This window comes from Pseudomonas sp. E141 (assembly GCF_052659885.1).
In genome coordinates this window covers 849,885-862,506 of the sequence record NZ_CP084024.1, presented here as the reverse complement: position 1 = coordinate 862,506, position 12,622 = coordinate 849,885, and the positions used below count along the sequence as shown (strand labels likewise).

At 62.7% G+C, this 12,622-nt stretch carries 10 protein-coding genes; 1 reads left to right on the top strand and 9 read right to left on the bottom strand.

The window, feature by feature from the left end:
• Positions 1-24: 24 nt before the first annotated feature.
• The 9 genes from prfB to GKKCFE_RS03785 form a co-directional block, all read right to left on the bottom strand.
• Positions 25-1,120, bottom strand: a protein-coding gene (prfB, locus tag GKKCFE_RS03825; RefSeq protein ID WP_107321555.1) for a peptide chain release factor 2 whose coding sequence is annotated in 2 segments (ribosomal slippage) — positions 25-1,047 and positions 1,049-1,120 — 1,095 coding nt in all. Because the reading frame shifts where the segments join, the coding sequence is not laid out codon by codon here.
• 254 nt (positions 1,121-1,374) lie between these two features.
• Complete coding sequence (locus GKKCFE_RS03820) at positions 1,375-2,376, bottom strand: diguanylate cyclase domain-containing protein (protein ID WP_047227524.1); 1,002 nt, start codon at positions 2,374-2,376, stop codon at positions 1,375-1,377.
• A 46-nt stretch (positions 2,377-2,422) separates the two neighbouring features.
• Positions 2,423-3,433 (bottom strand): chemotaxis response regulator protein-glutamate methylesterase, encoded by a 1,011-nt coding sequence (locus tag GKKCFE_RS03815; RefSeq protein WP_047227523.1) that lies wholly within the window; start codon positions 3,431-3,433, stop codon positions 2,423-2,425.
• On the bottom strand, positions 3,430-5,691 hold the full coding sequence (locus tag GKKCFE_RS03810; protein ID WP_445577501.1) for a hybrid sensor histidine kinase/response regulator: 2,262 nt from the start codon (positions 5,689-5,691) through the stop codon (positions 3,430-3,432). The genes GKKCFE_RS03815 and GKKCFE_RS03810 overlap by 4 nt, the downstream gene beginning before the upstream one ends.
• On the bottom strand, positions 5,688-6,359 hold the full coding sequence (locus GKKCFE_RS03805; protein WP_445577500.1) for a chemotaxis protein CheW: 672 nt from the start codon (positions 6,357-6,359) through the stop codon (positions 5,688-5,690). Before GKKCFE_RS03805 ends, GKKCFE_RS03810 begins: the two co-directional genes overlap by 4 nt.
• Positions 6,356-7,633, bottom strand: coding sequence for a protein-glutamate O-methyltransferase CheR (locus tag GKKCFE_RS03800; protein WP_322834791.1), 1,278 nt, complete (start codon positions 7,631-7,633; stop codon positions 6,356-6,358). Before GKKCFE_RS03800 ends, GKKCFE_RS03805 begins: the two co-directional genes overlap by 4 nt.
• Positions 7,630-8,166 (bottom strand): chemotaxis protein CheW, encoded by a 537-nt coding sequence (locus GKKCFE_RS03795; RefSeq protein ID WP_445577499.1) that lies wholly within the window; start codon positions 8,164-8,166, stop codon positions 7,630-7,632. Before GKKCFE_RS03795 ends, GKKCFE_RS03800 begins: the two co-directional genes overlap by 4 nt.
• Positions 8,166-9,788 (bottom strand): methyl-accepting chemotaxis protein, encoded by a 1,623-nt coding sequence (locus GKKCFE_RS03790; RefSeq protein ID WP_076386211.1) that lies wholly within the window; start codon positions 9,786-9,788, stop codon positions 8,166-8,168. Before GKKCFE_RS03790 ends, GKKCFE_RS03795 begins: the two co-directional genes overlap by 1 nt.
• A 271-nt stretch (positions 9,789-10,059) precedes the next feature.
• On the bottom strand, positions 10,060-10,773 hold the full coding sequence (locus tag GKKCFE_RS03785; RefSeq protein WP_047227517.1) for a tellurite resistance TerB family protein: 714 nt from the start codon (positions 10,771-10,773) through the stop codon (positions 10,060-10,062).
• 196 nt (positions 10,774-10,969) lie between these two features.
• On the opposite strand from GKKCFE_RS03785, the gene GKKCFE_RS03780 reads away from it, so the two are divergent.
• Positions 10,970-12,394, top strand: a complete 1,425-nt coding sequence (locus tag GKKCFE_RS03780; RefSeq protein ID WP_047227516.1) for a gamma-aminobutyraldehyde dehydrogenase — start codon at positions 10,970-10,972, stop codon at positions 12,392-12,394.
• Positions 12,395-12,622: the final 228 nt, after the last annotated feature.

Below are 12,622 nucleotides of genomic sequence, written 5' to 3'. Positions count from 1 at the left end.
CCTGCCCGCCGCATGGGTGTCGCGTTACAGCCCTTGTTTGAGGCTGGCGATCAGGTATTCGTCGATGTCGCCATCGAGCACCTTGTCACAGTCGCTGCGTTCGATGCTGGTGCGCAGGTCCTTGATGCGCGAGGCGTCAAGTACATACGAACGGATCTGGTGACCCCAGCCGATGTCCGACTTGGTGTCTTCCAGGGCCTGGGACGCCGCGTTGCGCTTCTGCACTTCCTGCTCGTACAAACGGGCCCGCAGCATTTTCATCGCGGTGTCTTTGTTCGCGTGCTGGGAGCGTTCGTTCTGGCAACTGACCACAGTGTTGGTCGGTACGTGGGTAATCCGTACGGCCGAGTCGGTGGTGTTAACGTGCTGGCCACCGGCCCCGGAGGAACGGTAGGTGTCGATGCGCAGGTCCGACGGGTTGATGTCGATTTCGATGTTGTCATCGATTTCCGGCGAAACGAACACCGCCGAGAACGACGTGTGACGACGGTTACCGGAGTCGAACGGGCTTTTGCGCACCAGGCGATGCACGCCGATCTCGGTGCGCAGCCAGCCAAAGGCGTATTCGCCCTTGATGTGCACGGTGGCACCCTTGATTCCGGCGACTTCACCGGCCGACAGTTCCATGATGGTCGCGTCGAAACCGCGTTTGTCGGCCCAGCGCAGGTACATGCGCAGCAGGATGTTGGCCCAGTCCTGGGCTTCGGTGCCGCCGGAACCGGCCTGGATGTCCAGGTAGGCGTTGTTGGCATCCATCTCGCCACTGAACATGCGCCGGAATTCCAGCTTGGCCAACGCCTCCTCGAGGCGTGTCAGCTCGGCGACGACATCACCGACGGCACCTTCATCGTTTTCTTCGACAGCCATGTCCAACAGGTCGCGGCAGTCGGCCAGGCCGCTGGACATTTCATCCAGGGTCTCGACGATCTGCGCCAGCGCAGCGCGCTCGCGGCCCAGCTCCTGGGCGTACGACGGGTTATTCCAGACATTCGGATCTTCAAGCTCGCGATTGACTTCGGTCAGACGCTCATGCTTTTGATCGTAGTCAAAGATACCCCCGAATAGTTTCGGAGCGCTCGGACAGGTCCTTGATGGTGTTCAGGATCGGGTTGATTTCCATGGCGGGCAGCACTCGTTGGCGAACTTTTGAAAGCCGGCGAGTATAACGTAATCAAGCGCCAGCGGCAGCCCGCCTGGCGGCTTTAGGGACACCAATTCTTGTGGCGAGGGAGCTTGCTCCCGCTGGGCTGCGCAGCAGCCCTAAAAAACAGCTCAGTCAACCTGACTCACCGAGTTATCTGGTTTAGGGGCCGCTACGCGCCCCAGCGGGAGCAAGCTCCCTCGCCACAAGAACTCTCCAGCCGGCCGGACGCACTACTCGATACCCACCCGATTACGCCCATTGTGCTTGGCCGTGTACAGCCCTTTGTCCGCCGCCGAAATCAGCTGGCGGCAATCGCCACCTTGCTGTGGCGTGAAGGTCGAGACGCCAACGCTGACAGTCAGGTTCGCCCCCTCATGAGGCGTGATGTGGGGGATGTTCAGGGCAACGACGCTCTGGCGCAGCTTTTCGGCCATCAACCGCGCGCCGCCAGCCGAGGTGCTGGGCAAGACCAGGGCGAACTCCTCGCCGCCGTAACGGGCCGGCAGGTCGGACGGACGACTGCACGCATCACGGATCGCCGTGGCGACCTTGCGCAGTGCTTCGTCCCCCTCCAGGTGGCCGAAATTGTCGTTGAAGGACTTGAAGTAATCCACGTCGATCATCAACAGCGAGAGCTGGGACTGGTCCCGCAGCGCCCTTCTCCACTCCAGCTCCAGGTATTCATCGAAGTGCCGGCGGTTGGACAGCCCGGTCAGACCGTCGGAATTCATCAGCCGTTGCAGCACCAGATTGGTGTCGAGCAGTTGCTGCTGGCTGACCCGCAGGGCGCGATAGGCCGCATCGCGTTGCAGCAGCATCATGTAGGACCGCGAGTGGTAGCGGATGCGCGCCACCAGTTCGATGTTGTCCGGCAACTTGACCAGGTAATCGTTGGCCCCGGCGGCGAACGCCGCGCTTTTGACCAGCGGGTCCTCCTTGGTGGACAGGACAATGATCGGAATATCCCGGGTCGCCGGATGGTTACGGTATTCGCGCACCAGGCTCAAGCCATCAAGACCGGGCATCACCAGGTCCTGGAGGATCACCGTTGGCTTGATGCGGACCGCATGGGCGATGGCCTGGTGTGGGTCGGCGCAGAAGTGAACGTCGATGTTCTCTTCATTGGCCAGCCCGCGCCGCACCGCCTCGCCGATCATCGCCTGGTCGTCGACGAGCAAGACCATGGCCGCGTTCTCGTCACGCTTGAAATCGTCGAGCTGTAAATCACTCATGGGAACTCACCTGAATACGGCTGGTGGACAAGGCTGCCGGGGTTCTTCATTGGGTAAAAATCTCCACTAACCGTGGCGCTATATGGTCCAGCGCAAGAATCTGCGCAGCCGCGTCGATGGCCGCGGCCGCTTTGGGCATGCCGTACACCGCGCTGCTCTGCTGGTCCTGGGCGATGGTCAGATAGCCCTGCTGGCGCATGAGTTTAAGCCCTTGGGCACCGTCGCGGCCCATGCCAGTGAGCAAAACGCCCACCGCGTCACCGCTCCAGAAGTGGGCGACGCTCTCGAAAAACACGTCGATGGACGGCCGGTAGATCTCGTTGACCGGCTCGGCGGTGTAGGCCAGGGTGCCGTTTTTCAATAGGCGCAGATGGTGGTTGGTGCCGGCCAGCAGCACCGTACCGCTTTGCGGCGGCTCGCCGTGCCGGGCCAGGCGCACCTGGTGGCCTGACGCACTGCTCAGCCATTGGGCCATGCCCGCAGCAAACACCTCGTCCACATGCTGGACCAGCACAATGGCCGGGGCGAAATGACGGGGCAGGCCCTTGAGCAGGATCTCCAGCGCGGCCGGCCCACCCGCCGACGACCCGATGGCAATCAGGCTATTGCGTGACACCGACATCCGCTGCGCAGCCGGCGCAGCGCGCTCACGGTGATTGCGCTCACCGATCAGCCAGCCGATGTTGGTGATCTTGCGCAGCAGCGGTGCCGCCGCATCCGCGGGGTTGCCCACCCCCAAGGTAGGGGTATCAACCACATCCAGCGCGCCATACCCCATGGCTTCGAACACCCGGTGAACGTTCTGCTGGCTGTCACCGGTGACAATCACAATGGCGCACGGGGTTTCGGCCATGATCCGCCGGGTCGCCTCCACGCCATCCATGATGGGCATGAGCAGGTCCATCAGAATCAGGTCCGGGGTGTATTCGGCGCAACGCTGAACCGCCTCGGCACCGTTGGCGGCCACCCAGACCAACTGGTGCGCCGGCTCGAAAGCCAGGGCACGGCGCAGGGCTTCGACCGCCAGGGGCATGTCATTGACGATGGCGATCTTCAAGCCCGTGCTCCTCCGATCAATTCGACGACGGCATCGAGCAAGGCGTCGTCATGGAAACTGGCCTTGGCTAGATAATAGTCAGCGCCGGCATCCAGGCCACGGCGACGATCTTCTTCACGATCCTTGTAGGACACCACCATCACCGGCAGAGACTGCAGACGGTTATCGCGCCGCAACAGCGACACCAGCTCGATGCCGTCCATGCGCGGCATGTCGATGTCGGTGATCAGCAGGTCGAAATCCTCCGCTCGCAGCGCGTTCCAGCCGTCCATACCGTCCACGGCCACCGCCACGTCATAACCACGATTGAGCAACAGCTTGCGTTGCAGCTCGCGCACGGTCAGGGAGTCGTCCACCACCAGGATCCGCTTGCGCGGTGTCTGCGTCTGGTTCTGGCGAGCGATGCGTTCCAGGCGCCCGGTGTCGAGCAACTTGTCCACCGAGCGCAGCAGGTCTTCGACATCGACGATCAGCACCACCGAACCATCGTCCAGCAAGGCCCCGGCGGAGATGTCCTGGATCTTGCCCAGGCGTTCGTCCAGGGGCAGGACCACCAGCGTGCGCTCGCCGATGAACCGTTCGACCGCCACGCCGTAGATGGCCTCGCGCTCACGGATCACCACGACCTTGAGCGCCTGGCTGCTGTTCTGTGATGCCGGACGATTGAGCAACTGACTGGCGGCGACCAGCCCGACATGCCGCCCTTCGTGCCAGAAGTGCTGGCGCCCTTCGACCTGCACAATGTCCTCAGGAGCGAGATCGCACATGCGCTCGATGTGAGCCAGGGGAAAGGCGTAGGCTTCACCGCCGACTTCCACCACCAGGCTGCGCACCACTGAGAGCGTCAGCGGCACCTCAAGATGGAAGCGGCTGCCCTCGCCCGCTGTCTGCTCCAGCACCACCGCGCCGCGCAACTGCCGGACCATATGCTGAACGGCGTCCAGGCCGACGCCGCGCCCGGACACCTCAGTGACGGTGTCGCGCAGGCTGAAGCCGGGCAGGAACAGGAACGTCAGCAGTTCCTCTTCGCTCAAATTGGCTGCGGTCTGCTCAGGGGAAAGCCCTCGTTCGACGACGCTACGCCGCACCCGCTCCAGGTCCACACCGGCGCCGTCGTCCGCCAGTTCCAGCACCAGCAGGCCAGCCTGATGGGAGGCGCGCAAGCGGATCAGGCCTTCGGCGGGCTTGCCGGCCAGCACCCGTTGCTCTGGAGATTCGATGCCATGGTCCACGGCGTTGCGCAGCAGATGGGTCAGCGGCGCTTCGAGTCTTTCCAGCACGTCGCGGTCGACCTGGGTTTTATCGCCCTCAATCTCCAGGCGCACCTGCTTGCCCAGGCTGCGCCCCAGGTCACGGACCATCCGGGCCTGGCCGGAGAGCACATCGGCAAACGGTCGCATGCGACAGGCCAGCGCCGTGTCGTACAACACCTGTGCTCGCTGACCGGCCTGCCAGGCGAACTCGTCCATCTCCGCGGTTTTCTGCGCCAGCAATTGCTGGGTTTCGGCCAGCAAGCGGCGGGCGTCGTTGAGCGCTTCCTCGGCCTGCAAACTCAACGCATGTTCCTTGAGGTGCACATTCAGCTCTTCCAAGGCCCGCAAGCCGTTGCTCTGTTGGCGCTTGAGCCGTTGCATCGTCGCCAGCCAGGGCTTGAGGCGCTGGGTTTCCACCAAGGATTTACTGGACAGGTCCAACAGGCTATTGAGGCGCTCGGCGGTGACCCGCAACACCCGCTCGCCCCCTTCGGTAACACGCTTACCCTTGGGCAGCGGTTCCGTTGCCGCGAGCGGTTCTGCCTCGGCCGGCTCAACGCGAAAAGTCTCGGTTTGCATCTCGACTCGCGGCGACCCGGCAGGCGTGTGCGCAGCGGCAGGATCGAGCAGTTGCCCCATCAACGCCACATACGCATCGACGTCCTGGGCTCCGATGCTGTTGCCTGGCGTGGCAATTCGCGTCAACAGGTCGGTGCCTTGCAGCAAGGCGTCGATGTGCTCGGCGCGCAGGACCAGACGGCGCTCCTGGGCGCTGACCAGGCAATCCTCCATGACATGGGCCACGCTGACCCCGGCGTTCACTCCAACGATCCGCGCCGCGCCCTTGAGGGAATGGGCCGCGCGCATGCACGATTCAAGATAATCGGCCTGGGTCGGGTCGCGTTCCAGGGCCAGCAGGCCGGCGCTGAGCACCTGAGTCTGGGCTTCGGCTTCCAGGCTGAACAACTCCAGCAACGAGGCGTCACGCATTTGATCAGGGGTCATGACAGGCTCCGGGTCATGGCGGACAACAACTGTTCTTCGTCCAGCCAGCGCAGGCTGCGGCCCTTGAACTTCAATACGCCACGGGTGTACTTGGCCACCGATTGCGAGGCCGCGCCCAGGACGCGCTCATCGATGGCGTGAATGCCGTCCACCTCGTCCACCGGCACCACCACCGGACCGCCCTGGGCCGCGACGATCAACATGCGCGGCATGACCCGTGCGCCGGCCACCACCGCCCCGCCGGGTTCCAGGTCCAACAGTTCCACCAGCGACAGGCAGGCCACCAAGGCCCCGCGCACATTCGCCACGCCCAACAAGGCCCGCGAGCGCTGGTGGGGCAGCGAATGAATCGGCTGCAACGGCGCCACTTCCACCAGACTGCGGGTGGTCAGGCCCAGCCACTCTTCGCCCAGTCGGAACATCAACAGCGATCGTGTGACGATATCGGTGTCCAGCGGCGCGTGGGCCAGATCCCGGTCGTCGTGCTGCAAGGTGTAGCGATCGAGCAAACGGGTGGCAGCCGCCGAATACACCGCGCAGTTGCGGCAGTGAATATGCTCGGCCAGCAACGGACAGGATTTGTCGCCATGCACCCCGATGCGATTCCAGCAATCGTCGATGGCCAGGGCATCGTCATGGGTCAGGTTGTCATTAGCCGAACCACTCATTGTTTACGCTCACTGTCAGCCATGCGCCCGCTGCGAGCGGCGCGGTCCTGCAATCGACGGGCACCGGCCGCGTCTCCCTGGGAAGCCAGCAGCGCCGCCAGATGCACCAGGGCCTCGGCGTGTTGCGGTTCAAGATAGAGCGCCTTGCGATAAAAACCCTGGGCCTCAAGCGCGCTACCGGCCATGTCACTGAGCAGCCCCAGCCAGTAGAACACTTGGGCCGCCGGCGCATGATTGCGCAGGTACTGCTGGCAGGCCGCACGGGCTTCGGCGCTTTTGCCAGCATTGGCCAGCGCCGCGATATTGGCCAGTAAGGTAGTGGCGTCGCTGTTTTTCGGCTCAGTGATCGGAGCCACGCTGGCTGCGAACGGCCGGGGCCGGACCACCGGTGGAATGACTCGAGGCGCGACCTGGCCAAGCGGCAGCGGGGCCGGCAGAGGCGTCGACATCAAGGCGGGCAGCGGCTGTGGCTGCGGGGCACCTTGGCGACTGAAAGCGAACGACTGGGCAATCCCGATTGAACGCATGCCCAACCGCCCCAGCAAACTGCCCTCGGCGGGGCCGATAAACAGCACGCCGTCCTGGTGGGTCAGGCGCTTGAGCACCTCGAACACCTGCTGCTGGGTCGGCTGGTCGAAATAGATCAGCAGATTGCGGCAGAACACAAAATCGTAAGGGGCCTCGTTCACCAGCAGGGTCGGATCCAGCAGGTTGCCCACTTGCAGACGCACCTGTTCACTCACCCGCTCGCTGAGGCGATAACCCTCTGCCTCGGCGCTGAAATATCGCTCGCGAAAGCCGAGGTCGGCGCCACGGAAAGAGTTCCTGCCGTAAAGCGCTTGCCTGGCACGTTCTATCGACAGCGGACTGACGTCCAGCGCGTCCACCTTGAACTGATGCGGCCCCAGGCCCGCGTCGAGCAACGCCATGGCAATGGAGTAAGGCTCTTCGCCAGTGGAGCAGGGCAAGCTGAGGATGCGCAGCGCACGCAGGTGCTTGATCTCGGCCAGACGCTTGATGGCCAGCCTGGCGAGGGTGGCGAAGGACTCGGGATAACGGAAGAACCAGGTCTCCGGGACAATCACCGCTTCGATCAGCGCCTGTTGCTCCTGGGCAGAATGTTGCAGGCATTGCCAGTACTCATCTGCCGCACGCCCAGGCACGGCAATGATGCGCTGGCGCACGGCCCGCTCGATGATGGCGGTGCCGACGGAGGTGACATCCAGGCCGATGCGCACCTTGAGAAAATCGAAAAACCGCTGGTCGCTGTTCATGCCCGTCCCTCGAGGTCATCGAAGTTCAAGGGCGGCGTGGGAAACAGCACGGCACGGACCGACTCGTCGAGCAGGTCATTGACCCGCACCCATTGCAACAGGCCTTGCGCGTCTTCGCGCACCGGGCCCAGGTACGGCGCCTGTGGGTTATCCAAGCCATAAGGTCGGAAATCCGCCGGATCGTAACGCAAGGTGTCGGTGGCCTGTTCCAGAATCAGCCCCAGAACCTGCCCCGCCTGCTGCGCGTCGGGTCGGTAATGCACCAGCACCAGCCGCGTACTGGTACGCGCCTGGGCGCTCTGACCGAAGGTCAGCGTGCACAGATCGATCACGGGCACCACCGCGCCACGCCAGGCAAACACCCCCGCCACCCAGGACGGTGCCTGGGCAATCGGTTTGAGGGGCAAGCGCGGCAGCACTTCCACCACATCGATGGCTTGCAGGGCGTAGCGTTCGTTGCCGATGCAAAACACCAGGAACAACGACTGACGGGCCGCCGACACGGCGCCACGTCTGGCCTCGAACTCGCTCATCAGACTTTGAAACGCGAGACGCCGCTGCGCAGCCCCACGGCCACCTGGCTCAGTTCATCGATGGCAGAACTGGCCTGGCGCAGGGACTCCACCGTCTGACTGCTGGCATCGCCCAATTGCACCAGGGCATGGTTGATCTGCTCGGCGCCGGTGGCCTGGGCCTGCATGCCTTCGTTGACCATCAACACCCGCGGCGCCAGCGCCTGTACCTGGTGGATGATCTGCGACAGTTGCTCGCCGACCTGCTGCACCTCGGCCATGCCACGGCGCACTTCTTCGGAAAACTTGTCCATGCCCATCACTCCAGCGGATACGGCGGACTGGATCTCGCGCACCATCTGCTCGATGTCGTAGGTCGCCACGGCTGTCTGATCCGCCAGGCGCCGAACCTCAGTGGCGACCACGGCAAAACCGCGGCCATACTCTCCCGCCTTCTCGGCCTCGATGGCGGCATTGAGGGACAACAGGTTGGTCTGGTCGGCCACCTTGACGATGGTCACCACCACCTGGTTGATGTTGCCGGCCTTCTCGTTGAGGATCGCCAGCTTCGCGTTCACCAGATCCGCCGCGCCCATCACCGAGTGCATGGTTTCTTCCATGCGCGCCAGGCCTTGCTGGCCGGAACCGGCCGCCACCGAGGCCTGGTCGGCGGCGCTGGAAACTTCGGTCATGGTGCGCACCAGATCCCGGGACGTGGCGGCAATTTCCCGAGAGGTCGCGCCGATCTCCGTAGTGGTAGCGGCGGTTTCGGTGGCCGTGGCCTGTTGCTCGCGGGAGGTGGCGGCGATCTCGGTGACCGAGGTGGTGACCTGTACCGAAGAGCGCTGGGCCTGGGACACCAGCGATGTCAGCTCGGCCATCATGTCGTTGAAGCCGGTTTCCACCGCACCGAACTCGTCTTTACGCGCAAGGTTCAGGCGCCCGCTCAGGTCGCCGCTGCGCATGATGCCGAGGATTTCCACAATGCGGTTCATCGGCGCCATGATCGCGCGCATCAACAACAGGCCACAAAGCATGGCAATGAGCACCGCCACGAGAAACGACAGCCCCATGGCAACTTCAGCGGCGGTTACCGACTGACTGATGGTCAGGGCGGCTTTTTCCGCCAGCTCCCGGTTGCGTTCGATGATCTGGTTCAAATGTCCGCGACCGTCGAGCCATGCCGGCGTCAGCTCCTTCTCCAGCGCCAGCTGTGCCCCTTCGAAATCCTTGCGTTCATACAGGTCCAGAACCTTCGCCAGGGCCTTGTTGAAGTCCTGATGATTGACCTCGAATTCGTCGAAGGAGACTTGATCGGCAGGGTCCTGGATCAGCTTTTGATAGTGCTGGATTTCCTCGCGCAGATGCTGCTCGTAGCCCTGGTAGAGGGCCTTGTCCTCGGCAGTGATTTCCCGCTGGCCGGAGAGGCCGACGATCTGCTGGGTCTTGACGTAGCTGTCGACCCAGCCACCGCGAATCATGGAACTGTAATACACCCCCGGCACCGCGTAGACGCGTACTTTTTCTTCGCTGGCCTCGATCCTCAATAACCGCGAATACGTGACGACCACCATCAGCAGCATGATGGCGATGATCACCGCAAAACTCGCCAGGATGCGTTGGCGCAACGTCCAGTTCTTCACAGTACAACCTCGGGCATTTTGAAATGCTGGGGAGTATAGCCGAGGGCGACGTTGCGGCTGTATGGCGGTGAGGAAGGAGTTTGGTGATTCGCTCAGCTGTTCAAACAGCTCAAGCCAGGCATCAATGTGGCAGTCGATGCAAAAGTTCTATGGGAGCGAGCCTGCTCGCGATTGCGGTGCATCAGTCAATAATAGTGTCGACTGACATACCGCTATCGCGAGCAGGCTCGCTCCCACAAGAGGTGATGTTTACCCAGGGGTCAGGCCTGACTCAAAGAGACGCCTGACGTACCTGCTTCTCCAACTCAGTCTTCAACCCCGGCTCCAGTTTGAGCTGGCGCGCCAGTTCATCGAGGTAGGATTTCTCCATGAAGTTTTCCTCATCCACCAGCATCACACTGGCGATGTACATCTCGGCGGCCATTTCCGGCGTGCTGGCGGCCCGGGCGACATCGGCGGGGTCCAGGGGTTTGTTGAGCTCGGCGTGCAGCCAGTGTTGCAGCTCCTGATCGTTGTCGAGCTTGGTGAACTCGCCTTCGATCAACTGCTTTTCACGCTCGTCGACGTGGCCATCGGCCTTGGCCGCCGCCACCAGGGCCGTGAGGATCGCCTGGCTGTGCTGCTCGACCTGGGCCGGGGGAAGACGATCCAGCGTCTGCGGTTCAGTTTTCGGCGCACTGCCCTGCTGGGCTTGCCAATTGCCATAGGCCTTGTAGGCGATCACGCCCAATGCCGCCAGACCACCATAGGTCAGGGCCTTGCCGCCAAACTGGCGAGCCTTCTTGTTGCCCAGCAACAGGCCCATGGCTCCGGCGGCCAGCGCCCCGCCACCCGCGCCGGAGAGCATCCCGCCCAAATTGCCAGCACCACCGCCGAGCAAACCGCCCAGGCCGCCGGATGACTTGCCTTGGGAGCCGCCAGCCTTGTTCTGCAACATTTCCTGACCGGACTTGAGAAGCTGATCGAGCAATCCACGGGTGTTCATTTGCTGCCTCCACGCATTCGGGTAACCGGATCATTAAGGCAATCAGCCTAGTTCGAAAGTGCCCGAGTCTGTCGGTGAGAGTGCTTCGAGATGTTGCTTGCCAATTTTCCTGTGGCTGCGGCGAACCCGATAAAACGATATAGACTCGAATCAACTGAAAAACCGCAGCAAAAACAGCTTTGACGAGGGCTTGGACATGCAAACCAAACTGCTGATCAATGGTCACCTGGTGAACGGCGACGGGCCCGGCCAGGCCGTGTTCAACCCCGCGCTGGGCCGGGTGCTGGTGGAAATCAACGAAGCCAGCGAAGCTCAGGTCGATGCCGCCGTGCGCGCGGCCGACAGTGCCTTCCAAAGCTGGTCCCAGGTATCGCCCAAGGACCGCTCCCTGCTCCTGCTCAAGCTGGCCGACACCATCGAAGCCCACGGCGAAGAACTGGCCAGGCTCGAATCGGACAATTGCGGCAAACCTTTGAACGCCGTGCTGAACGACGAGATCCCGGCAATTGCCGACGTGTTCCGTTTCTTTGCCGGCGCCAGCCGTTGCATGAGCGGCTCGGCGGGTGGCGAATACCTGCCGGGGCACACGTCGATGATCCGCCGCGATCCGGTGGGCGTGATCGCCTCCATCGCGCCGTGGAATTACCCGTTGATGATGGTCGCCTGGAAAATCGCCCCAGCCCTGGCCGCCGGTAACACCGTAGTGCTCAAACCCTCGGAGCAGACCCCACTGACGGCGTTGCGGCTGGCGGAACTGGCGTCGGAAATTTTCCCCGCGGGTGTACTCAACGTGCTGTTCGGTCGTGGTCAGACGGTCGGGCAACCGTTGGTCACTCACGCAAAGGTGCGCATGGTTTCGCTGACCGGCTCCATCGCCACAGGCGCGAACATCATTTCCAGCACCGCCGACAGCGTCAAACGCACCCACATGGAACTGGGCGGCAAGGCCCCGGTGATCATTTTCGACGATGCCGACATTGACGCAGCCGTGGAAGGCATCCGCACCTTCGGTTTCTACAATGCCGGCCAGGACTGCACCGCTGCCTGCCGCATTTACGCCCAACAAGGCATCTACGACAGGTTCGTCGAGAAACTCGGTGCGGCGGTGGCCAGCATCAAATACGGCCTGCAAACCGCCCCGGACACCGAGATGGGGCCGCTGATCACTGCCCAGCACCGCGACCGCGTGGCCGGCTTTGTCGAACGGGCCATCGCCCAGTCGCATATTCGCCTGATTACCGGTGGCAAGGCCGTGGACGGCAACGGATTCTTCTTTGAACCAACGGTATTGGCCGACGCCCAGCAGGACGACGAAATCGTGCGCCGCGAGGTTTTTGGGCCGGTGGTGTCCGTCACACCGTTCATCGACGAAGCGCAGGTGCTGGCCTGGGCCAACGACTCGGACTACGGCCTGGCGTCTTCAGTCTGGACCGCTGACATCGGCCGCGCCCATCGCTTGGCGGCACGCCTGCAATATGGCTGCACCTGGGTGAACACCCACTTCATGCTCGTCAGCGAAATGCCCCATGGCGGTCAGAAACGTTCCGGTTATGGCAAGGACATGTCGATGTATGGACTGGAGGACTACACAGTAGTGCGGCATGTGATGTTCAAGCATTGAACCAAAGAACGACTACCACGGCCGGACGGCAGAGTCTGGTCGTGGCGGTTCAAGTGTCATGACGGCACTACCAACGCCACTGAGGGAAAATAACTTCGGTAGCGTTTGGCATCACGAGTGAGCAAAGGCAGGCCATTCACAGCCGCATGGGCACCGATAAAAAAATCGGCCAGCACGTTATTTTTCCCGCCTCCTACTGGCTGATGTGAAACCAGAAAGATGGATAAA